Source organism: uncultured Nostoc sp. (genome assembly GCF_964245575.1).
Taxonomy (GTDB): domain Bacteria; phylum Cyanobacteriota; class Cyanobacteriia; order Cyanobacteriales; family Nostocaceae; genus Nostoc.
The window spans coordinates 52532-75461 of record NZ_CAXTNP010000003.1 but is presented as its reverse complement, the minus strand read 5'-3'; the positions used below and the strand labels follow the sequence as shown (position 1 = coordinate 75461).

Annotated in this window: 20 protein-coding genes; 15 read left to right on the top strand and 5 right to left on the bottom strand. The window is 40.8% G+C overall.

What is annotated here, in order from left to right:
* Positions 1–30 precede the first annotated feature (30 nt).
* The gene (locus tag ACFFAP_RS01065) at positions 31–1851 is read right to left on the bottom strand and encodes a tetratricopeptide repeat protein (RefSeq protein WP_375509479.1); all 1821 of its coding nucleotides are present in this window, start codon (positions 1849–1851) and stop codon (positions 31–33) included.
* A 432-nt stretch (positions 1852–2283) separates the two neighbouring features.
* Here ACFFAP_RS01065 and ACFFAP_RS01060 point away from each other — a divergent pair, with 432 nt between their 5' ends.
* From ACFFAP_RS01060 to ACFFAP_RS01035, 6 genes are all read left to right on the top strand, one after another.
* Complete coding sequence (locus ACFFAP_RS01060; protein WP_375509476.1) at positions 2284–3195, top strand: hypothetical protein; 912 nt, start codon at positions 2284–2286, stop codon at positions 3193–3195.
* A gap of 108 nt (positions 3196–3303) precedes the next feature.
* Positions 3304–3987, top strand: coding sequence for a hypothetical protein (locus tag ACFFAP_RS01055; RefSeq protein ID WP_375509475.1), 684 nt, complete (start codon positions 3304–3306; stop codon positions 3985–3987).
* Positions 3988–4099: 112 nt separating this feature from the next.
* Positions 4100–4354, top strand: coding sequence for a SemiSWEET transporter (locus tag ACFFAP_RS01050; protein WP_335112317.1), 255 nt, complete (start codon positions 4100–4102; stop codon positions 4352–4354).
* 21 nt (positions 4355–4375) lie between these two features.
* Complete coding sequence (locus ACFFAP_RS01045; protein ID WP_375509474.1) at positions 4376–6031, top strand: B12-binding domain-containing radical SAM protein; 1656 nt, start codon at positions 4376–4378, stop codon at positions 6029–6031.
* 99 nt (positions 6032–6130) lie between these two features.
* Positions 6131–6319 (top strand): CPXCG motif-containing cysteine-rich protein, encoded by a 189-nt coding sequence (locus tag ACFFAP_RS01040; RefSeq protein ID WP_012411100.1) that lies wholly within the window; start codon positions 6131–6133, stop codon positions 6317–6319.
* A gap of 19 nt (positions 6320–6338) precedes the next feature.
* Complete coding sequence (locus ACFFAP_RS01035) at positions 6339–6788, top strand: SRPBCC family protein (protein WP_375509473.1); 450 nt, start codon at positions 6339–6341, stop codon at positions 6786–6788.
* Positions 6789–6810: 22 nt separating this feature from the next.
* Here the strand turns inward: ACFFAP_RS01035 and ACFFAP_RS01030 are convergent, their stop codons facing one another.
* Complete coding sequence (locus tag ACFFAP_RS01030) at positions 6811–7629, bottom strand: SDR family NAD(P)-dependent oxidoreductase (RefSeq protein ID WP_375509472.1); 819 nt, start codon at positions 7627–7629, stop codon at positions 6811–6813.
* Between the two features lie 327 nt (positions 7630–7956).
* On the opposite strand from ACFFAP_RS01030, the gene ACFFAP_RS01025 reads away from it, so the two are divergent.
* The 8 genes from ACFFAP_RS01025 to gshB all read left to right on the top strand — a co-directional run bounded on the left by ACFFAP_RS01025 (position 7957) and on the right by gshB (position 17030).
* Positions 7957–8148, top strand: a complete 192-nt coding sequence (locus ACFFAP_RS01025) for a high light inducible protein (protein ID WP_375509471.1) — start codon at positions 7957–7959, stop codon at positions 8146–8148.
* Positions 8149–8466: 318 nt separating this feature from the next.
* Positions 8467–9228 (top strand): beta-carotene ketolase CrtW, encoded by a 762-nt coding sequence (gene crtW, locus ACFFAP_RS01020; RefSeq protein ID WP_375509470.1) that lies wholly within the window; start codon positions 8467–8469, stop codon positions 9226–9228.
* A 247-nt stretch (positions 9229–9475) separates the two neighbouring features.
* A complete protein-coding gene (gene cofG / locus ACFFAP_RS01015; RefSeq protein ID WP_375509469.1) occupies positions 9476–10447 on the top strand; it encodes a 7,8-didemethyl-8-hydroxy-5-deazariboflavin synthase subunit CofG in 972 nt (323 codons plus the stop codon).
* A gap of 92 nt (positions 10448–10539) precedes the next feature.
* On the top strand, positions 10540–11001 hold the full coding sequence (locus ACFFAP_RS01010; RefSeq protein WP_375509468.1) for a hypothetical protein: 462 nt from the start codon (positions 10540–10542) through the stop codon (positions 10999–11001).
* 199 nt (positions 11002–11200) lie between these two features.
* On the top strand, positions 11201–13231 hold the full coding sequence (locus ACFFAP_RS01005; protein ID WP_375509467.1) for a Z1 domain-containing protein: 2031 nt from the start codon (positions 11201–11203) through the stop codon (positions 13229–13231).
* 356 nt (positions 13232–13587) lie between these two features.
* Positions 13588–15357 (top strand): GTPase HflX, encoded by a 1770-nt coding sequence (hflX, locus tag ACFFAP_RS01000; RefSeq protein ID WP_375509478.1) that lies wholly within the window; start codon positions 13588–13590, stop codon positions 15355–15357.
* A 188-nt stretch (positions 15358–15545) separates the two neighbouring features.
* On the top strand, positions 15546–15818 hold the full coding sequence (grxC, locus tag ACFFAP_RS00995; RefSeq protein WP_375509466.1) for a glutaredoxin 3: 273 nt from the start codon (positions 15546–15548) through the stop codon (positions 15816–15818).
* A gap of 237 nt (positions 15819–16055) precedes the next feature.
* Positions 16056–17030: a glutathione synthase gene (gene gshB / locus ACFFAP_RS00990; RefSeq protein ID WP_375509465.1), complete on the top strand. Its 975-nt coding sequence runs from the start codon at positions 16056–16058 to the stop codon at positions 17028–17030.
* 439 nt (positions 17031–17469) lie between these two features.
* Here the strand turns inward: gshB and ftsZ are convergent, their stop codons facing one another.
* The 3 genes from ftsZ to ACFFAP_RS00975 form a co-directional block, all read right to left on the bottom strand.
* Positions 17470–18792: a cell division protein FtsZ gene (gene ftsZ / locus ACFFAP_RS00985; protein ID WP_375509464.1), complete on the bottom strand. Its 1323-nt coding sequence runs from the start codon at positions 18790–18792 to the stop codon at positions 17470–17472.
* 60 nt (positions 18793–18852) lie between these two features.
* The gene (locus ACFFAP_RS00980; protein WP_375509463.1) at positions 18853–19137 is read right to left on the bottom strand and encodes a hypothetical protein; all 285 of its coding nucleotides are present in this window, start codon (positions 19135–19137) and stop codon (positions 18853–18855) included.
* Positions 19138–19834: 697 nt separating this feature from the next.
* Positions 19835–20686, bottom strand: coding sequence for a cell division protein FtsQ/DivIB (locus tag ACFFAP_RS00975; protein WP_375509462.1), 852 nt, complete (start codon positions 20684–20686; stop codon positions 19835–19837).
* An 845-nt stretch (positions 20687–21531) separates the two neighbouring features.
* On the opposite strand from ACFFAP_RS00975, the gene ACFFAP_RS00970 reads away from it, so the two are divergent.
* Positions 21532–22863 carry a P-loop NTPase fold protein gene (locus ACFFAP_RS00970; RefSeq protein ID WP_375509461.1) on the top strand — a complete coding sequence of 444 codons (1332 nt, stop codon included), beginning with the start codon at positions 21532–21534 and terminating at the stop codon, positions 22861–22863.
* The last annotated feature ends 67 nt before the right edge of the window (positions 22864–22930 follow it).

The following is a 22930-nucleotide window of genomic DNA, read 5'->3' as shown; positions in this document are numbered from 1 at the left end:
CCAATCCCCAGTCCCCAATCCCCAATGTTTTCATTGAAGTTGTTCAATTAACTCAATAATTTGTTGATAATACTGGATATTTCCTTCTTGGTAATACAAGTCTGCGGATTTCTGAAAATCGGCAATTGCTCTTTGAGAGTCTCCCAGATTTTGATAAACATCTGCCCGAAGGATGTAAGCTGAAGCCCAATTAGGCTGACGCTGTAAGGCTTGGTTTAAGTCTGTAAGCGCTCCTTGTAAGTCTTTTAATAAAGAACGGCTACGACCTCGATTGTACCAGTCTTCAGGAAAGCTGGGGTCGATCGCAATTGCACAACTGTAATCTTTTATTGCCCCTTGATAATCTTCTAGGGCATAGTGAGCATTAGCGCGATCGCTGTAAAATGCAGCAGATTGGGGATTTATTTGTAATGCTTGGGTATAATCCGCGATCGCACTTTCATATTCTTCTAAAGCATAATGGGTAGAACCTCGGTTGTAATATGCTTCAATTAAATCGGGATTAATTTTTAATGCCTGATTATAATCTGCGATCGCTCCCTTTTCATCCCCCAAAAGACGACGAGCATTTCCTCGATTGCAGTACGCTTGAGAAAATTCAGGAACAAGCTCTATTGCTTGGGTGTTATCATCAATTGCTCCCTGTAAATCTTGCAGGGCTTCACGGGCAATCCCGCGACCGTAATAAGCTGCGGCTAAGTTATCATTAATCTCTAATGCCCGATCGTAATCTTTAATTGCTCCTTTATGATCTCCTAAAGAACGACGAGCCGCCGCGCGATCGCAATATCCTTCAGCTAAATTAGGATTGAGTTGTAATAAGCGATTACTATCTTCAATTGCACCTTGATAATTTCCCAGTCGGCGACGAGCATTTGCCCGAAAACCGTATACTAAAGCTAGAGTCGGATTTTCTTGTAACGCTTGGTCATAATCTGCGATCGCACCTTCATAGTCTTCAAGAGTACTACGGACAAGACCCCGCTCACAATAGGCTTGCACATCATCAGGATTGAACTTTAACGCTTGGTTAAAATCCTCAATTGATCGGTGATATTCTTTGATATGAGCAAGAACCAGACCCCGATTGTAATATGCTCCGGCAAACCTGGGATTGATTTCTAGGGCGCGGTTGTAATCTGCGATCGCACTTTGATACTCTGCTAGAGAGTAGTGGGCGTTACCTCGATTATGATAAGCTTCTGCCAAGTTTGGATCTAATTGTAATGCCCGGTTGTGGTCAGCGATCGCTTCGTGATAATTGCCTAAAATATGATGAATATTTCCTCGATTGCTGTAAGCTGCGGCAAAATTGGGATGCCACTGTAAAGCTTGCTGAAAATCAGCAATCGCTCCTTGATGATCGCCGCTCTCAAAATGAGCTACACCCCGATTATGATAAGCCTTGGCAATATCAATATTGATATTATCAGCTAATTGGGTAGTAGTTTCTATTGTTTGGATATAATCAGCGATCGCTTGGTCGTATTTTTCTAAGGCAAAGTAAGCATTACCCCGGCTGTGGTAAGATTGGGCGAGATTCGGATCGATTTGTAATGCTTGGTTATGATCGGCGATCGCTCCTTCGTAATCAGCTAAAAAGTAACGTGCATTACCTCGGTGATAATAGGCTGTGGCAAAATTGGGATTGATTTCTATGGCGCGATTAAAATCTGCGATCGCACTGCGGTAATCTTTGAGTTGACCACTTAGAATAATTCCGCGATTATGGTAAGCTTCGGCATAGTCAGGATTTAGTTTAATTGCTTGGGTGTAAGCTGCAATTGCTCCTTGATAATCCCCTTGCAAATTGTGATTTAATCCTTGGTTTAAAAAGTCTTCAGCATTCATATAACTTTCTTGAATTTCGACATTCCCTAGCTTAAAGGCAACGGCATTCTTAACGATATATTTTGACAATCGTTCCAGCTTATTGTGCCTCTTGCTAAGATTTTAATTCCTGATTTTCTGTTAGCCCAGAGCAGTGCGACGAATTTCAGGCGACTTAAACAGCAGCAAGCACCGCAAATAAGAACGGTGGGTGTCTGACTCGCCGTTTTTTACTGATATTGCTATAGTAGCGGATGACACATTTAGCTAAGTGCGATCGCATCTACTATCAACATGGATAAAGAGTCTCAAAATCGGTTAAAACACTTTGCTGCTTTAAAGTCCAAATACCAAGTAACTCAAGATCAAGATTCATCACCCGCTAGTCTGCTGTATCTCATACTACGAAAACTTGACTTAGGAATTGAACTCCTTGACTTAGAATCTAATTGGTTGGGAGAATCTAAGCTTGAGGAGATTTTAGAAGCTATCAAGCAAGAGGAGCAACATAAAGTACAAGAATTCGGAAATCTAGAATTTGAATTCTCCAAATTAAAGTCTAAATACAAAGCTACAAAGCATAACATCTCTTGGCAATCGAGTCATCTCTATTTCATTCTTTTAAAACTTGAGTCAGGAAATTTACTTACTGATTCAGAAGTTAAATGGCTGAGAGCAAATAATTTATATGAGACTAATAAAATTGCTCAAGAGGTGAAACGATTTACTCAACTTAAATCTAAATACAAAGCTACTCAATATCAAGACTCATATCCTGATAGTCTACTTTATCCAATACTGACAAAATTAGAGCTAACAGAACGATTAAATAATTATGAGTATACTTGGTTGATCAATAACGAACTCTTTGAAACAGCAGAAATTTTTCAACAACAAGAGTCAGTAAAAGAAACTCAATTTGCTAAATTAAGAGATAAATATCAAGCAATTAAACATTCAGACTTATCATTATCCAGTCCACTATATCTAATACTGCAAAACATTGACGCAAAAAATAATTTGAGTGAGTCAGAAATTAACTGGCTAGAACAGCAAGGACTGAATGAAACAATTGGCATTGCTCAAGAATTGGAACAAACACGAGAATTTACTGCCTTGAGAGATAAGTATAAAGTAACTCAGTATGAGGATTTATCGTCTAATAGTCACTTGTATAAAGTTCTCAAAAGACTTGATTTATCCAATCACTTAGGGGAACAGGATATTAACTTCTTGATAAAGCGTAAGCTGACTAAGACAATAGAAATTGCTAACGAAAAATATGCTAATACTCTCAAGTTTAATATAGAATCAGGAGAAACTGTAAATGAGTCAGAAATTGAGTGGCTACAAAATAATGGATGAGAAGATATCATTATTCTTGCACAACAAAAGCACTTTGCAGCTTTAAAATCAAAATATGATGTTTTAAGCTATCAAGATAAATCACATACCAGTCTTTTATACACAATTTTGCAAAAACTTGAGTTAAAAGAGCGACTTGAACCAACAGATGTTGCTTGGCTTCAGGAGAATAGAATTGAAGTGCCTCAAGCAACATATAGTTATTATAAGTGGCAAGAAGAGCCTAAGTATCAAGGGACTAAATTATTCTCTGGTAAGATTTGGATTGCTTACCACACAATTGAAGCAAATTTCTATGAACAGGAGTTTCAGCGCACTGGCAACAAATGGAACTTAGCTAATGCTAGTAGCCATTGGCGTAAAGCAGATGAACCAGAACAGGCATTGCAACTGACGAATAATTTTGAATTCGACAAAATTAAAGAAAATAAACTTAAGTCAGCTTTGCTAACTAGCAGAGGTGGAGCCTTTCGAGATATTGAAAAATTAGATATAGCAGAAAATTGCGCTCGTCAAGCTATTGAGTATCAGCCAAAAAGCCATCATCCTTACACCTTGATGGGAGCTATTTGTTTTGAACGGCATCAATATTCAGATGGTGAGTATTGGTTTCAAGAAGCAATAAAACGTGGGGCTAACCCTAGAGATATGGATTCTGAAATCAAGCGAGTAGTGAAAAATGCTAAGAATGAAAACAAGCGTCAGGAAGTAATAGAGTACTTGCTGAAAAAAGATCCACAGCGCTATGCTTGGGCAAAGTCTTATATCAAACAGCCAAATAATAAGGGCTGAATCAGGAATTAAAATCTCATTAGAAAACCAAAAGATAAACTAAGAAAAATTGAATGTAATGCAAGTGTCACTCTGGCGTTACACTACAAAATATTTGATATGGTTGCATCACATGGATTTTCTGACAATTCTAGGATTAGCGGCTGCCACAATAACCACAATCTCTTTTTTGCCACAGATGTTTAAAATGTGGCAAACAAAATCAGTAAAAGATGTTTCTTTGGTTACGCTAATTACATTCATGACGGGTGTTTTTTTATGGTTAATTTATGGAATATATCTCCAATCGTTACCGATTATTCTGGCTAACGGCGTGACATTGGTTTTTAACTTCATTATTCTATGGCTTAAAATTAAATATAGATAAACTTGCCTCTAAAAAACACCTGTGACATCATCTGTATTTGACTCTGAACGCCTCCTTTTCACCCGCGCCACCCCAGACACCGACGCTATCCCGATCATTTTTGCCTTTCCCAATGAATACAGCGTAGGTATCACAAGCCTCGGCTATCAGGTAGTTTGGGCAACTTTGGCAATGCGTGATGATGTGCAGGTGAGTCGCCTATTTACAGATACTCACGAACAACTCCCCAGAACGGCGGAAATTGTGGGATTTTCGATTTCCTGGGAACTGGATTATGTGAATATTTTAAATTTGCTGGAATCTTTAGAAATTCCGATTCTGGCAACTTCTCGTGATGATTCTCATCCGCTAATTTTTGGTGGTGGCCCTGTTCTCACAGCTAATCCCGAACCTTTTGCAGATTTTTTTGATGTAATTTTACTGGGGGATGGCGAAAACCTCCTGGGAAATTTTATTGAGGCTTACAAAGAAGTGAGAAATGCTTCTAGACAAACTCAACTAAAAAGACTTGCACAAGTCCCAGGAATTTATATTCCCAGTTTATATGAAGTCGAATATCAAAGCATAGATGGTGCAATAAAGTCAATTAAACCAATTTCTCCCGAAATTCCCGCAGTGGTGCAAAAACAGACTTATCGGGGAAATACTCTATCGGCATCGACTGTAGTCACCGAAAAAGCCGCATGGGAAAATATTTACATGGTGGAAGTGGTGAGAAGTTGTCCAGAAATGTGCCGCTTTTGTTTGGCGAGTTATCTCACACTGCCTTTTAGAACAGCCAGTCTTGAAAGTTCATTAATTCCAGCCATTGAAAGAGGTTTAGAAGTCACAAATCGGCTAGGATTATTGGGGGCTTCTGTAACTCAGCACCCAGAGTTTGAGACTCTGCTAGATTATATTAGTCAGCCAAAGTATGATGATGTCCGTCTGAGTATTGCATCAGTGCGAACCAATACTGTAAGTGTTCAGTTAGCAGAAACTTTGGCGAAACGAGACACGCGATCGCTTACCATTGCAGTAGAAAGTGGTTCTGAAAAAATCCGGCAAATCATCAACAAAAAGCTGCATAACGACGAAATTATCCAAGCGGCGGTAAATGCCAAAGCTGGCGGATTAAAAAGCTTGAAACTCTACGGAATGGCAGGAATTCCTGGTGAGGAAGCAGAGGATTTAGAACAAACCGTGGCGATGATGCGTAATATCAAAAAAGCTGCGCCGGGATTGCGGTTAACATACGGATGCAGCACCTTTGTACCCAAAGCACACACACCGTTTCAATGGTTTGGGGTGAATCGCCAAGCCGAAAAGCGGTTACAGTTTTTGCAAAAACAGCTGAAACCACAGGGGATAGAATTTCGCCCAGAAAGCTATAATTGGTCGATTATACAAGCTTTGTTATCGAGAGGCGATCGCAGAGTATCCCAACTCCTCCAACTGACTCGTGACTTTGGCGACTCCTTGGGTAGCTACAAACGTGCTTTCAAACAACTCAAAGGACAAATCCCCGATTTAGATTTTTACGTCCACGCTGATTGGTCAACAGAACAAGTATTACCTTGGAGCCACTTGCAAGGGCCTCTGCCACAGTCTACACTACTAAAGCATTTGGCTGAAGCTCAGAGTTATATCAACCCATCCCCGAAGGAACTACAGCCAGTACTGGGGACTAGGGACTAGGGACTGAGGAATAGGGACTAGGAATTAAAAGTTAATACCCAATACCCAGTCCCCAATACCCAGTCCCCAATACCCAATCCCCAATACCTTGAAAACTTCATGCAAAATACAGCCGAGTATTACTGTGCCTATTGCGGCGAACCGAACTTAACTTTTATTGACTTGAGTGCTGGAGGACAGCAATCTTATGTTGAAGATTGTCAAGTTTGCTGTAACCCAAATATTTTGTATGTACGGGTTGACGAAGATACCCTCGATATCGAGATTGATACAGAATCCGAAAGTTGAATTTTAGGTTTTTCTTTCCATGCTGCACTTTAAACATTCCTCAATAATTAATGCCACACCAGAAGTAGTTTGGAAATTTCACGAAAGGGCAGATATTTTGCAACTGCTGAACCCACCTTGGCAGCCAGTCCAAGTGGTTCGTCGTGAGGGGGGGCTGAACGTGGGCGCTATCACAGAATTTCGCCTGTTTCTTGGCCCATTACCCTTAACTTGGTTAGCGCGTCATACTGAATGTGAAAAATATCGCCTGTTTACCGATGAACAGATATCTGGCCCTTTTGAATCTTGGGTACATCGACATGAATTGGAACCGGAATATGGCAAAACTAAGCTGACTGATGCTATTTCCTTTTCTATGCCTGGTGGAGGAACAGTTGAATTTGTCAGTGGTTGGTTAATACAAGTGCAACTAGAAGCTATGTTTCGCTATCGCCACTATGTAACGAAACGAGAATGTGAATCACAATAGCAGAATGTATTGGTAGCAAAAATTAATTATCCTGATTTTTCAAGCCTTGCCGCGAAACCCACTTTATCAAACCAGGAAACAAGCGATACAAAGCTTGCGAGAAATTCGCCGAACCAACCATCACTTCTGACTTCTTATTCTTGACTGCATCCCAGATAGCATTTGCCACATCTTCAGGCTTCTCCACCACCGGATTTTTCAGCACATTCTCAAGCTGTCCACGACGAGTTTGAGCATCTTGCTCATCCTTGCCCCGAAAAACTGCCCGTTCCATTAAAGTACTCTTAATTAAATTCGGATAAATCCCACAAACATTAATACCTTTTGGTTGTAGTTCTACTTGTAGCGCTTGGGTCAACCCTGTCACGCCAAACTTACTAGTACAGTAGGGAACCAAGTAAGCAGTTGGCACCTTACCACCGATGGAACTTAAATTAACTATAGTTCCACTTCGACGCTGGAGGAAATGAGGCAGAAGGGCATTAATAGTGTGGATATATCCCCATAAATTAGTGTCTATAATTTGATGCCAATCACTCAGAGAAAACTGCTCTACTGGCCCCGATGCAAAGATGCCCGCGTTGTTTATCAACACGTCGATATAACCATAATTTTCTAATGCTTTTTGCACTAATGCGTTTACCTGAGATGGATCAGTGACATCGCAAGTAACCGTTAATGGTGCTGGACGGCCAATGTTCTGCACTTCCTGCGCTAAGGCTTCCAAGCGGTCAGCATTACGAGCTGCAAGTACCAGGTTATATCCTTGCCGCGCAAATAAAAGAGCCGTTGCTTTGCCAATGCCTTCAGAAGCACCTGTAATCAGTACCGTAGGAGTCATACTTTAAGTTTGAAAAACCTATTTACTATTTATTAGTGTGGGTAATAACACTCCAAAAACCTTCTAGCTTTCGTTAGATTTTTCATCATATCCAAAATAGTTTTTTAGTGATCTTACAAGTTTTTATGAGCAGTTATTTGCTAAAATCCCTCTGCTCTATAGGCTAATAAAAGCTATTATTGAACTTTTGTTAGATAAATATTTCCTAAACTCCTTAAAATCTCATTCTTTAGAGTCGCTTCTACTTTGAAACTAGAGACAGATAGCGCCAAATGGATAAGTTAAGTAATATGAAGAATGTAATTAGCTTCTTAAGGTAACTTAACAATGGGACTTTATCCTAGTGATAAAACTGAAACTGCATACAATGGCAACAACCACAATACTGCTAAACTTGTGCTGACTCCTCAGCCTGAACTTTGGAGCGATCGCTTGGCTATGATCGGTTTTCTAGCTTACCTACTTTGGGATCTCAATGGTTATAGCGTAGTGCGGGACGTACTTCACCTCATTTCCTAAACTCCCCGCTAATTATTGAGCGTCTTTCTTGCACGCTTAGATTGTATCCAAAGTATCAAAATACAAAATACTAGTTATATTAGATACTAAATTTGTCAGTGTTATCACTTTTATCACCTAACCTTTCAACCGAAAACACTTTTTATAATAGCAGTTGCTTGTGCAATAATAGTTAAAGTATCTTAATATTTATACATATTTGTGAGCATTGGCATTGTCCAGTGTAAAACATTGACCACTAACAGATTTTCCCGGTTAGTTGTTTGTGTGATGACTATATTTTTGAAATTTTCACCTGAATCTAGGCGGAGTAAAAGCGTGATCCAGTTAGAACAACCACCCAGTCATCAAACAAAACTGACTCCAGTAGTGAAAAGTAAATCTCAGTTTAAGGGGCTTTTCATTGCTATTGTCATTGTTAGCGCATGGGTCATTAGCCTGAGTTTATTACTTTCCCTTGACATCTCCAAGCTAAAATTTTGGATGTTATTGCCTGTTATAGTATGGCAGACATTTTTATATACGGGATTATTTATTACATCGCATGATGCCATGCATGGGGTAGTATTTCCCCAGAACCCTAAAATTAATCATTTTATTGGAACATTGACCTTATCTCTTTATGGTCTTTTACCATATCAAAAACTATTGAAAAAACATTGGTTACACCACCATAATCCAGCAAGCAAAATAGACCCGGATTTTCATAATGGGAAACACCAAAATTTCTTTGCTTGGTATTTTCATTTTATGAAAAGTTATTGGAGTTGGGGACAAATAATTGCATTGACTATTATTTATAACTTTGCTAAATACATACTCCATATACCAGTTGATAATCTAACTTACTTTTGGGTGCTACCCTCGCTTTTAAGTTCATTACAATTATTCTATTTCGGGACTTTTTTACCTCATAGTGAACCAACGGGAGGTTATATTCAGCCTCATTGTGCCCAAACAATTAACCGTCCTATTTGGTGGTCATTTATCACGTGCTATCATTTCGGCTACCATGAAGAACATCACGAATATCCCAATGCTTCTTGGTGGCAGTTACCAGAAATCTATAAAACCAAATAGTAGTTGTTTCTTTAATGTCATGGCAAATGGCAGCAACAGTAACACAGTAATCTATATATAGGAATCCGATTTGATTTATGAAAAAATTTAAGTATATGTAGGGTGTGTTATCGCCAAGAGTACGGCACCAAACTATCTGATGGTGCGTTAGCCAGAGGCATAACGCACCCTACGTGGATTTAAAAAATCAAATATGAATCCTATAGTTTGAGCAAGACGTTCTTTTGACTAATAGATTATCTTGCTTATGCCAATTAATAATTCTCGTCTTGTCACCTATAGCCCTGCTTATACAATCGTTCCTACTTACGAGTGCTTTAATCGCTGTAGTTACTGCAACTTTCGCAGCGAACCGGGTAAAAGTCCCTGGATGAATATTTCAGATGCAAAAAATATTTTAAAACCACTTCAAAGCGAAAAAGTCTGTGAAATCCTCATCCTCAGTGGTGAAGTACATCCCCATTCGCCAAGGCGTCAGGCGTGGTTTGGGCGGATTTATGATTTGTGTGAATTAGCGTTTTCAATGGGGTTTTTACCTCATACAAACGCGGGGCCACTGAGTTTTGAGGAAATGCAAAAGCTTAAGCGTGTAAATGTTTCGATGGGGCTGATGTTGGAACAGTTAACGCCAACATTGTTAAATAGTGTACATCGGCACGCACCGAGTAAATTACCAGAAGTTCGTTTACAGCAATTGCAATGGGCGGGAGAGTTGCAGATTCCCTTTACAACTGGGTTACTGTTGGGAATTGGGGAAACAGTTGATAATTGGTGGGAAACATTAACAGCTATATCTCAACTGCATCAACGTTATCACCACATTCAAGAAGTTATCCTGCAACCTCATAGTCCAGGATATCAGCAAACCTTTAATGCACCACCTTTTGACCCCCATCAGTTACCGGAAGTCATTTTTAGGGCGCGTCAGATTTTACCGCCAGATATTACGATTCAAATTCCGCCGAATTTAGTTAAGGATGACCGATGGTTACTCGCTTGTATCGAAGCTGGTGCGCGAGATTTAGGTGGAATAGGGCCAAAAGATGAAGTCAATCCTGATTATCCTCATGTTCAGGAACAGGCATTAAGAGAAATTTTACAACCTGCGGGGTGGGAATTAGTACCCCGTTTGCCAGTTTATCCGCAATTTGATAGCTGGTTGTCAGGCGAATTACAAATAGCGGTGAAGCGATCGCGGAATGCTATGTTATTGGTTTAACAGATTTAGTGTGATCGCTAACCAAGAGCGATTACCTTACTACTGACTAACCAAAACGTATACATCTCCCTTGACTTTGCCCAGATTTGACGATGATCAATGATCAGGAATTCCTTCATGGTGCTGCGTTTTTGCGGCTAATTGATCATGGAGAGCGCCTCACAATAACTCACGCATCTTCGATACATTCATCCATTTATCTAGTTGAAACTGAGAGCAGTAAATTGGCTATTCTTTTTAAGGTTTCTAAAAAACCCAAATCTGCATGGTCTTTTACCTTCAGTAGTCAGGAAGAATTAGCCTTAGATACTCTACATAATAAATATCGCAGTATTTCAGTATTTTTGGCATTTATCTGTCATAAAGACGGTATCTGTTGCATTTCTCAAGAAAGGCTTTGGAGTATATTGGACAAAGATATTGGCATTGCTGGCCAACATATATCTGTGTCTCGAAAAACACATGGTAGTTATCATGTTAGTGGCCCAGGTAGGCAGTATCTGGATCAAACAGTACCTCAAAATGACTGGCCTCGTGTACTTTTTTCCAACTAGCATAACACCGATGAGTAAGATGGATATTATAACGGATGGATATTGTATTAATAAGGTTATTGATAAAGTTAAAAGCAAAATTGGGGATAAGGCAGCAGAGCAATTAAAATAAACTGCTGTTGAGGTAGTCCAGAATTGCGTTCATTTTTACTCCACAACTTTTGGTTCTGGTGATGTTGGTGCTACCGGTACAGGTATTGTGAGTCAGCCTCACAAGGGAAAAATAGCTGATGGTACTACCGGACTAATTTCTGGCAAAGTCCAAAGCGGTAAAACCAATACTACCATTGCTACACTGGCACTTGCTCAGGCTAACCATTTCCGTTGCTTCATTGTGTTGACTTCTGATAATACATGGCTAGGTAAACAAACTGCTGATCGTTTTGTCAATCAACTGAAAGGTGGGCCTGTTGTATTTAATTGGGAAGAATGGAGAAATGATCGACCAAAAGACTTTGCTGAAAGCAAATTGCTTCCCTATATCAAAAAAAGAGGAATTGTTCTAGTATCTACAAAGAATGTGCCCCACTTAGATAACCTTCTTCAGGTTCTCAAGTTTGCTAAAGCTAGTAGTGTACCCACTCTAATATTTGATGATGAAGCTGATAATGCTAGTTTGAATACAAACGAAGCAAAACAGAGTAAAAAAGGTAAAGCTACAGTTCCAGATAGCTCAATTTTTGTCAAAATTGGCGACATTAGGAAAGAGGTAGCTAATCATATATATATACAAATTACTGCAACTCCTCAAAGCCTTTTGCTGCAAAATCTTGAGCATCGCTGCAAACCAGTTTTTTGTGCTGCTCTGCCTCAGCCAGGTAATAGTTATATGGGAGGTGACTTATTTTTTGAAGAAAATAGTCTATATTCCTGCACAGTTCAAGCCGAAGAATTAGATCGCTTAAAAAAACAGGAAGGAGAGAACCCTAGTAATAACTGGGATATTCCTAATGGTCTTAAATTACCTCTGTGCTGCTTCTTCCTTGGGTCGATTTACAAGATGCAATCAGGGAGCGAAGATGCTAAATATTCTTTTCTAGCTCATATATGTTACAAAAAAGACAACCACAAAAATTTAGAAGAAATTATCAGTTCCTTTATTTTAGACATTGATCAGGCTATTTGTGGAGAATCCTCAGTCACCAAACAAAAAGAGGCATTAAAGTATCTTAGTGAAGCTTATAAAGAATTGAGCAAAACAGCACTGATTTTACCATCTTTTAATCAACTTGTTGAAGAATTAAAACCTGAATTACAAAGTGTCAGACCAAAAATTATTAATGCTAACAACCCAGATAAAGAACTAAAGTATAGTCCAGGAATGAATATTCTTGTAGGGGGTAATAGACTTGGACGTGGTGTAACTATTGACGGATTAATGGTAACTTACTACCTTCGTGATGCCAAGCAAAAGACGATGGATACAGTTCATCAGCACGCACGGATGTTTGGTTATCGTCAGGAACTACTTGATGTGACTCGCCTTTTTTTGCCTCAGCATATTTTAGAAGATTTCCGAGCAATTCATGACGCTGATAAGGGAATGCGTCAAGCTATAGGTGATGACCCTAACAATATTAACATTCAGCCGGTTTGGGTAGGGTCAAAACTGAAACCAACTCGTTCTAATGTATTAAATCCGGCAGCAATTAATGCTTTTACACCTGGGAAAGCTATTTTCCCCCCTGATCCACTCTGGAAAGCTTTGGAAATTAAGGAGCATACAGAGGATTTAACCAATCTTTTAGAGCCGTATAGTGATGAAGATATGCTATATGAAGTAGATATTGATTTTTTACTACAGATTCTATCGTATATGCCAAGTCGCCCTGCCGGTAATTATCCTTGGGAGGATAAACGAGTTCAAGAGGTACTCAAGGCAATGAAGAATATGGCGGGTATTCAGCAGGGACGACTCAATGTTCGTCGGGGAAAAGAAACAAAAGGCAAGGGACTGAGATTAAAAAATAGACCTGCAAAAGATGGGTTAGGAACATGGAGAGGAACTTCTGGTTTTACTAGTCCTGAATGGGTAAATAAGGCAAAACAAGAATATCCTAATATTCCTACACTTATTGTCATTTTGGAACAAGGTAGAAAAGAAGATTACTGGGATAATCAACCGCTTTATCTTCCAACGTTGATTCTACCTAAAAACAAATTTGTCTTCATGTTCAATTACTCAGAAGCTGCTGAAGAATTAGAAGATGATATAGACTTGCAGAATTAAAAAATTAGTGTGTGATATAGCGATCGCACAACTAGTATAATTTTCTCATAAGCGATCGCTTTCACAATCTTACTTGTAATAGCAACTTAAACTGAGAGTCATGTCCTCTTAATTTTACCAGTTAAATATTACAGTAAATGTTTTCATAATTGACTATCAAACCTTTATTCTTAGGGAGTGCGTGTTATTACCATTGCTCGATTTGTAAGTTACTACCACCAAAATCGCTTCAAATAAATACCCATCGTGAACCAATTACTAACGCATCCCTCAAAGGAGAGAGATAGGAGCCTAAACCCTGTTGTAAAATAGACATATAAGGATTCGGGGGGCCATTTAACTGGTCATAAACGCCTATAGAAACTATTTTTGGAAATCTCCAAGGTCTGAAGTCCAGCCAGCTGAAGCAACTACAGCGGCTGTATCACCAGCGCATACCAGGCGATCGCATCACCACGCCTGAGTTTTCCCAGCGTCTGGCAGCAATTAGCACAGAAGTCAATCAGCCAGTGTGCGCTTACGTCAACCGTCGCGGACAAGTGATTCGCGTCGGGGTAGGCACACCGCGTCAAACACAAATACCACCCCTGGAATTGCCCCGTTACGGTGCAGAACGACTCAGTGGTATTCGTTGCATCGCCACCCATCTCAAGCCAGAACCGCCCAATGAAGCGGCACTCACGGCTATGGCCCTGCAACGCTTAGATGCCCTAGTAGTCCTAAACATTACCGGAACAGGATTTACACGACGGGGAGGCGGTGCGACTGGGTATGTCAAAGAAGCTTATCTAGCTCATCTGACACCCCAAGAGTCTCGCACTCTGATTCCTAGTCCTGCTGCTGTCAAGGTAGAGGAAAGCCAATTCGGCTTCGCTCACAATAAACAAATCCAATCCCCAAGTTGGAATATATCGCCACCTCTGGGCTTGGATGATCTGGCAGACCAGGATTTAGTAGACTTGGTAGAAAATCTGGAAGCGGAATTCCAGCGCGAATTTGTCGCCCAGGAAGTAGATTCTGACCACGATCGCGTGCTAATTGTGGGGCTGATGACCAGTGAGATAACTCCCCTACAATTCCAAGACACCCTAGTGGAATTGGCGCGTTTAGTTGATACTGCTGGGGGAGATGTATTACATACAATACAACAAAAGCGATCGCGCATTCATCCCCAGACAGTAGTTGGCGAAGGTAAAGTGCAAGAAATTGCTCTAACTGCCCAAACAATAGGAGTCAACCTCGTTGTCTTCGACCGCGACCTTTCACCCTCCCAAGTCCGCAACTTAGAAATGCAAATTGGTATCCGGGTGGTTGACCGCACCGAAGTCATTTTGGATATCTTTGCTCAACGCGCTCAGTCCCGTGCTGGTAAATTGCAAGTAGAACTAGCACAGTTAGAATACATGCAACCGCGACTGGCTGGTAGAGGTCGCACCATGTCCCGATTAGGTGGTGGTATTGGGACTCGTGGCCCTGGTGAAACCAAACTGGAAACTGAACGCCGTGCCATTGGGCAGCGCATTTCTCGACTGCAAAAAGAAGTGAACCAGTTGCAAGCGCATCGTTCGCGGTTACGGCAGCGACGACAGCATCAAGAAGTTCCTTCGGTGGCTTTGGTTGGATATACCAACGCTGGTAAGTCTACTTTGCTGAATGCTCTGACGAATGCAGAAGTTTATACAGCCGACCAGCTATTTGCCACTCTCGATCCTACTACCCGCCGTCTGGTAATTCCTCATGGCGAAGCTGATAAACCCCAAGAAATTCTGATTACAGATACAGTAGGGTTCATACACGAATTGCCTGCATCATTAATGGATGCCTTCCGCGCCACCTTGGAGGAAGTCACAGAAGCCGATGCCCTACTACATTTGGTGGATTTGTCTCACCCCGCTTGGTTGCGTCATATTCGCTCGGTTAGAGAAATCTTGGCGCAAATGCCAATAACTCCTGGCCCCGCGCTGGTAGTTTTTAACAAGATTGATCAAGCCAATAGTGAGACACTGGCTCTAGCTAGAGAAGAATTTCCCTTAGCGGTGTTTATTTCTGCGAGTCAGCGCTTGGGATTAGAAACCTTACGTCAGCGCCTTGCCAAGCTGATTGAATATGCCGTTGACTGCGGGTAAATACTTAAATCTAATTTTTTTATTAAAATATAACTCAGCATTAATGCTGAGTTTTTTGTTGTATGAAGCCCTTTATTTATGCAAACCTAGTTATGCATTTCTGAAGATAAAGTCAAAACGGTATAAGGCGGTTAGAATCAGTGGCAAAGTTCTAAAATTAAAAAGTATTAAATCAATTTGAGGACGTTATGGCTGCAAAAGTAGAAATTTACACTTGGAGGACTTGCCCGTTTTGCATCCGTGCCAAAAGTTTGCTGAAGAACAAGGGAGTTGAATTTATCGAATATAGTATTGATGGAGATGAGGTAGCCAGAAATAAAATGGCTCAAAGAGCAAATGGACACCGTTCTTTACCGCAAATTTTCATCAATGATGATCATGTTGGTGGTTGTGATGATATTCACGCTTTAGATAGTCAAGGCAAGCTGGATGAGCTACTAACTTCTAGCAATGCCGTGTAAGTTCAGAAGGTTTTGCTAAAAGCTAGCGACAAGCCGCTAGATACGGCAGTCGCTACAACTCTCTTCGAGCAACGCGCTGCCTTATTTACCGACTTTTTTCTCACAAAAACGATATCTGTCCACAAGACTTTACCCTCCAGGTTCCACTCAGCAGTACATATATACGTCAATTGGTGAGAGCATCAAGAGATAATAATTGAATAACCATTTAATTTCTTGGTGATTGAGGTATAAAGGGTGAAACTGGCTTTTATCATTGATCCCATCCATTTGCTTGACCCGTGTCATGATACCAGTGTTGCCCTAATTGAAGCAGCGCAAATCCTGGGACACGAAGTTTGGGTGACTCAGGCAAATCTGCTGAGTGTGGTGGAGGGCAAAGCTTGGGCTGTCCTACAGCAAGTTGAAGTTGTACCAGTACAGTTGGTGCAAGGACGTTGGGTAGCGGTGAATCCTTGGTATAAGTTGAGCGATTCCTCCTTAACTTCTTTAGAGACAATGGACACCGTATTTATGCGGACAGATCCACCAGTCAATGATTCCTACCTCTATGCCACATACATTCTAGATTACATTGACCAAAATAAAACTTTGGTGATTAACAGTCCTAGCGGCATCCGAGGGGCAAATGAAAAAATGTACGCCCTCCAGTTTACCCAAGCGATTCCAGAAACGATTGTCAGTGCTGATAAGCAGTTTATCCGGCAATTTGTCGAAGCAAAGGCAGCTGCGGTTCTCAAACCACTGGGAAACAAAGCTGGGGAAGGAATTTTATTTTTGCAATCAGGCGATCGCAATTTTAACTCTATTGTCGAACTTAGTACCTTCCAAGGTCGAGTGCCTGTAATGGTGCAAACCTATTTACCAGAGGCAAAAGCAGGAGATAAGCGAATTATCCTACTCAATGGCGAACCAATTGGTGCGCTCAATCGCCTCTCTAGCGGAACTGATTTTCGCAATAATATGGCTACTGGTGGCACAGTCGCTCAAACCGAAATTACCCCAAGAGAGTATGAAATTTGTACCCAAGTAGCCGAACGGTTACGCCAAGACGGCTTAATTTTTGTAGGTATTGATGTTATTGGTGGCTACCTTACTGAAGTTAATGTCACTAGTCCTACCGGAATTCGTGAGATTGATCGTTTAGATGGTACTCACCTTGGTCATCAGGTTATTCAATGGATTGAACAGGCACTAAAAATCAAAAAATAATTTCTTGATTTATATTTATTTTTTGCTTCGTGTCCTATTTCCCAGCAAATAGACTTCCTTGGCAAGCTTGCGTAGGGAACTTGCCCACGCAACTTTCTTTAAGTAAATATACTTCTTTGTATCGAATATGAGTTTAATGGAGCGCGAGGGTAGATGTAACGATGTCTACGACAGGCTATTCGGCGTCGCATTCGTAGTCGGGCAGGTCTTCAGGTTTTTTGTTCCAAAAGCACAGCTGGACATGTTCGCCAGCAGACTCCTGCCTACGTTCATTTTATAAGTAGCGTTAGCAAGTTTCTTTACCAATGGGCAAAATTAGGGATGGCAACGGATTGCTTACCCCTGCCTTTGGTAAAACCCTGGAACTAGCAGATTTCATACAGCACTCAGCCTAACCTGAGACTGCTAATTTAATCTAAAATCTCAAATCCAAAATCTTTTAATTCCGTGGTGTACGTCGGTTTCTAAGAAAATCAGGTATATCCAATCCAGGTTTTTCTTTTGGTTCTGGAGTTGGAGTTGGAGTTGGAGTTGAAGTTGGAGTTGGAGTTGAGGTTGGGGGATTAACTGGGGGTTGCTGTGTTGTTGGTCGCTTTGAGGTATTAGGTGCTACTCGAACGTTAGCTACGCTTTGTTGTACCGCAGCTTGTACTTCACCTGTAAAGCCGGTGGCAATTACAGTAATTCTTACCTCACCTTGGAGCCTGTCATCAATTACAGCCCCAAAAATAATATTGGCGTTGGGATCAACTACTTCATAGATTGCTTCTGCTGCTGCATTGACTTCATGCAAAGTCAGGTCAGTACCACCAGTAATATTAAAGACAACCCCTCTGGCACCTTCAATAGAACATTCTAGTAATGGTGAAGAAATAGCTGCGATCGCAGCTTCTCTGGCTCTAGATTTTCCAGAGCTAACGCCAATTCCCATCAATGCCGATCCCGCATCTGCCATCACAGCTCGGACATCAGCAAAGTCAACGTTTACCAAGCCGGGGATCGTGATGATATCAGAAATACCTTGCACCCCTTGACGCAGCACATCATCTGCATAGCGAAAAGCTTCTTGCACAGGCGTTTGTTCGGGGATCACTTCCAGCAGTTTGTTGTTGGGGATAATAATCAGTGTATCTACCCTACTTTTTAGTCCTTCAATACCTTGTTCCGCTTGGCTGGTACGGCGGCGTCCCTCAAAGACAAATGGACGTGTTACCACACCAACAGTGAGAGCGCCCATTTCCTTTGCTACTTCTGCCACGATTGGGGCTGCACCTGTCCCAGTACCACCCCCCATCCCAGCAGTGATAAATACTAGGTCTGCACCCTCTAAAGCTGTAGCAATTTCGTCTCGTGATTCCTCTGCTGCTTTTTGACCGATGGCAGGATTACCGCCTGCTCCTAAACCCCGTGTTAGCTTCTGTCCAATTTGCAATCTACTTGGAGCGCCAGCTAAGGTAAGAGCTTGGGCATCAGTGTTAATTGACCAAAACTCTACCCCAGAGACATCAGATTCGATCATGCGGTTAACGGCATTGCCACCGCCACCACCTACACCAATCACTTTGATGTTGGCAACCCGCCCAGGAACAATCTCGCCAATTCGGCTATTTTCCGCAGAAATCTTCTTATTATCGTGATTTTGTCCGAAGTTCAACCCAGAGTTATTAAAGGGATTGGTCGAGTTAACTGCCAGAGAGAACCCCGGCTGTCCCGTAGATTGGGAATTTTTATAGTTAAGTCCTTGGTTATTATCAAGTGTCATTGGATTTGTCAAAGGGTAGATAAACGACTTTTTCAGGTGTTATTCACCTAAGAGTCAACTTTAGTTTGACAGTGCCACAATACTAGGGCACTGTTCTTTATTGTTTTCACTACTGCCAAGCCTAACAGAATTGGCAGTGCGAAAATTTGCTATGGGATAAGCTTTCAGGGCAACCGATCGCACAGCCAATTCTAGAGAAGTATACCTACATTTATCTAAAAGTGATCTGTATAACTTCAACCAGACATTAATCGCTTCATTATTCTCAACAGAGGGCAGAACTTGTAAAGACACACTACAGCGCATCTTATCTACCTCAATAATATTGTTAATAGATTTCACCATTGGGGATAGCTGCAACTTTAGACACAAAATTTACCTTATACTTACTTATCCATAAGGTTGAAGTAAGCAAGAATTTACTTTGTCAGACTATACCTGATTAACTTGTTGTTTGGGGGGTCTTAATGGACACTTTCCTTGAGCAATAGTCTATCTTACAAGAACCCTCACTAGTGTGGTCAACAAATCAAGATTTTTCCAGAGGTTTCGTAACCAAATAGGAATTACGGCACAGAATAGTCTGAACTGATTGCCCACAAACAATGCTTACGCAACTTTGGGCGGTATTTTCCTTTACAGATTGAAACTTTGGTAAACTGTCTTTGGAATAGAAGGCGTTTTGCACGCCATAGCCCATCATTAGATTGTCGGACATCTTGCACCCTACTATTAAATGTTAGGGGTCATAATTGAAAGTGTTTTACTCGTAATAGAGATTTTAGGATTTATCTTCTTATTTTAATTAGAAGTTAATGCCGATTTTCGTGCGTTTGGCTCGAAAACTGAAAATAAATTAGATATCTATCAGCATAAAGCTTCTTAATTTACTAGGAGCTATCAATACATTAAACACGCTAGTACCGCAAGGCGGAAGTCAGCCCCTACGGGGAATTCAAAAGTCAAAAGTCAAAAGTCAAAATAATTATCTTCTAAGCTTTTGCGCCATTTGAAATGGTATGTTTATTTGCGCGGTCCTGTACTAGATGTTTTTAGGGGTTTTGGAAGTTAATTTTTGTTCTTGGTTCATCTGTACTAATGGAAATTCCGGATTTTTCAGATCAATATACTCTATTTGGCCGGAATTTAGTTTTGCTCTTAAATGGCGCATTTGGGCGAGTACTTTAATTTGTTCAGACAGTTGGGGACCTGGAACGCCAAGATACACATTTCCTAATTCTGTTTTCAAAATTAAATTCGCTGGATTTTGGCAATCAATTTCTATCACCTTAACGGGACTTTGGCTTACAGCTTGATGAAGTTGAGTCCAGTAGAGACAGTATTGTTTAGGCAATCCAATTACTCTGAGATTGGGTAATTTCTTAGTGGGATTCAGTGATGTGTATTTTTCTAAAGGCATCCAGGCCCCACTTGCATCTAGTAAGCCGATTGTGACTTTTTTGTTGCCAGTGCCCTGATTTTGTCCACTTGGTGTTTGAGTCACGGCTACAGGGACTCGTTCTTGGATTTCGATGTTTAATCCAGGAGGAAACAAGCGGCGTCTAACCATCGCTTCGGCAATAGTTGGTTGTTTCTTCAAAGAGTTAGCGATCGCTGCCGGTTCAATCCGCCACAAAGATTGGGGGTAAGATAGCACCAACAGTGATTGAGTTGTCTCATCTGACAGTAACTGATTGCCTGATTTCATCACCACTTGTTTGGGAGTTTTTAGTACCCAAACTGGTTGAACTGCCACCCACAGCAATCCACCTGCAAAACCGGTAATGGCAAAAGTTCGCCAAATAGCCTGAATAATTCTCATCTGCCTCTGCCGACGTAATTTCTTACGACGCTGCGCTAAATTTGTGCGGGAAACTGATATTATGCCAGCCATTCAAACCCCTTTCTGGTTACAATCCAAATTCCTTGACGCGCTTGTATCATTATTAATCTTCAGTAAACCCTGTTGGCATCTGTTAGCCGCTCTCCTCAAGACTTTTTTTATTTTTAGTAACACTTTACAGTAACTAGACAACGAACGTGGCGCTAGTCATTCTTCCAATTAAAGTTTCCGGTGTCCATTGTTAACTTACTGTTGTCTTTTTGACAAGCGATCATTAAATATTTTTTCTCTAAAGATTACAAAATATTAATTTAGATATTTCTAATTTGGTATTCTTGACAAATATAATATTAAATGATATAAAAAATTTCCTAAATCTCTGTATAGCTTGCTATAATTCATACCAGTCCTTATGATTAGCTATCCAAACTGGGAACTATATGATGTAGTAGCTTTTTTTACTGATTAACTCAAGCCTACAAGGTTTGTACTAGGTCAAACAAAAGCTACAGATTGTCAAAATCTCAATAGCAGGAGTAAAAAGGACAGATATGCTTAAGTTTACTAGTACAGCACGGCGTAAATAAACATACCCTTCGGGTTCACCAGTCGCCTGCTTCGGGAAACCCTCCCGCAGCGCTGGTTCACCATTTCAAATGGCGTAAAAGCTTAGAATACAATTATTTTGACTTTTGAATTCCCCCTAGGGGTTGACTTCTGCCTTGCGGTACTAGGGTCAACTAAATCTCTACCATACTACTGACAGTGATCTGTAATAAGTGCTGTCTTTTGCAAGATACTACTAACTTGCCAAATAATCGTGTATTTACATCCAGCTTCAAGATGTTTTGTATAAAAAATACAATTTAACTGCATTCACACACACATCTACATACATGAAAACGACATTAAATTTATCACGTTTTTATAAAGCATGTAACCCAAGCTACACACTTAATATAAGTAACGTGCTAGATCGCCAGTATTACATAGATTTTGCTGATGTCCGTGGTTGCAAGATTGTGGAAGAATTGCAGCGGACTATCATTCGGATTTCTCCTGATGAGCCAACCTGCCAGTTATTTACGGGTCACATTGGTTGCGGGAAGTCAACGGAATTGCAGCGCCTGAAGACAGAACTAGAATTGGCGGGATTTCATGTAGTTTACTTTGAGTCCAGTCAAGACTTAGATATGGCGGATATTGATATCAGCGATATTTTGCTGAGTGTAGCCCGTCAAGTCAGTGCCAGTTTAGAAGGCATTAACATCAAACTCAAACCTGGTTACTTTACCAATTTGTTTAAAGAAGTAGGCGATTTTTTGCAAAGCCCCATAGAGCTTTCTGGACAAGCAGAGTTATCGTTGGGTATTGCCAAAATTACTGCTAAAACCAAAGATAGCACCCAGACGCGGAATCAACTAAGGCAATATCTGGAACCACGTACCAATAGTATTTTGCAAGCGATTAACGAAGAAATTTTAGAAAAGGCTGTTGAACAGCTAAAGCTACGGGGTCAAAAAGGATTGGTAGTAATTGTAGATAATTTGGATCGAGTGGATATGCGTCCCTTAGCATCGGGGCGATCGCAACCAGAATATCTCTTTATCGACCGAGGCGAACAACTACGCCGACTCAAATGCCACCTAGTTTATACCATTCCCTTAACGTTAATTTTCTCCAATGAGTATGAGACACTGAAAAATCGCCTGGGGGGAGGGATTGCGCCAAAAGTACTACCGATGGTATTAGTGCGCCAAAGAGATGGCAGTGACTACGAACCAGGGATGTCACTAGTGCGCCAGTTAGTCCTAGCTAGAGCTTTTCCAGAAGTTCCTTTGAGTGAAAGGCTTTTATTAATTACAGAATTATTCGATCACTCCCAAACCTTGGATCGGATATGTCGCGTTAGTGGTGGTCACATTCGTAATTTATTAGGTTTACTTTATAGCTGCCTGCAACGACAAGATCCGCCTTTTTCTAGGGACTGCTTAGAAGCCGTGATTAAGGACTACCGCGATGATCTGCTATTAGCTATTGATGAATCCCAGTGGGAATTATTGTTTGAAGTAGTGCAGCAGCAGAGAGTTAAAGGTGAGTCTGACTACCAGAGCTTACTAAGAAGCATGTATCTGTTTGAATATCGTGATCCTCTGGGGCGCTGGTTCGGCATCAGTCCAGCCTTAGGAGAAACAGAAAAAGTTTTAGCTTGGCAACAAAAAAAGTAACAGTGCTGGGTGAGTCATTAGTCATTAGTCCTTTGTCCTTTGCCATTGGACTAATAACTAATACCCC

Excerpts from the sequence above, each read along its gene's own strand:
- ACFFAP_RS01065 (WP_375509479.1), bottom strand. The coding sequence starts at position 1,851 with ATGAATGCTGAAGACTTTTTAAACCAAGGATTAAATCACAATTTGCAA.
- ACFFAP_RS01050 (WP_335112317.1), top strand. The coding sequence starts at position 4,100 with ATGGATTTTCTGACAATTCTAGGATTAGCGGCTGCCACAATAACCACA.
- ACFFAP_RS01040 (WP_012411100.1), top strand. The coding sequence starts at position 6,131 with ATGCAAAATACAGCCGAGTATTACTGTGCCTATTGCGGCGAACCGAAC.
- ACFFAP_RS01035 (WP_375509473.1), top strand. The coding sequence starts at position 6,339 with ATGCTGCACTTTAAACATTCCTCAATAATTAATGCCACACCAGAAGTA.
- ACFFAP_RS01030 (WP_375509472.1), bottom strand. The coding sequence starts at position 7,629 with ATGACTCCTACGGTACTGATTACAGGTGCTTCTGAAGGCATTGGCAAA.
- ACFFAP_RS01025 (WP_375509471.1), top strand. The coding sequence starts at position 7,957 with ATGGGACTTTATCCTAGTGATAAAACTGAAACTGCATACAATGGCAAC.
- cofG (WP_375509469.1), top strand. The coding sequence starts at position 9,476 with ATGCCAATTAATAATTCTCGTCTTGTCACCTATAGCCCTGCTTATACA.
- ACFFAP_RS01010 (WP_375509468.1), top strand. The coding sequence starts at position 10,540 with ATGATCAATGATCAGGAATTCCTTCATGGTGCTGCGTTTTTGCGGCTA.
- grxC (WP_375509466.1), top strand. The coding sequence starts at position 15,546 with ATGGCTGCAAAAGTAGAAATTTACACTTGGAGGACTTGCCCGTTTTGC.
- ftsZ (WP_375509464.1), bottom strand. The coding sequence starts at position 18,792 with ATGACACTTGATAATAACCAAGGACTTAACTATAAAAATTCCCAATCT.
- ACFFAP_RS00980 (WP_375509463.1), bottom strand. The coding sequence starts at position 19,137 with ATGGTGAAATCTATTAACAATATTATTGAGGTAGATAAGATGCGCTGT.
- ACFFAP_RS00975 (WP_375509462.1), bottom strand. The coding sequence starts at position 20,686 with ATGGCTGGCATAATATCAGTTTCCCGCACAAATTTAGCGCAGCGTCGT.
- ACFFAP_RS00970 (WP_375509461.1), top strand. The coding sequence starts at position 21,532 with ATGAAAACGACATTAAATTTATCACGTTTTTATAAAGCATGTAACCCA.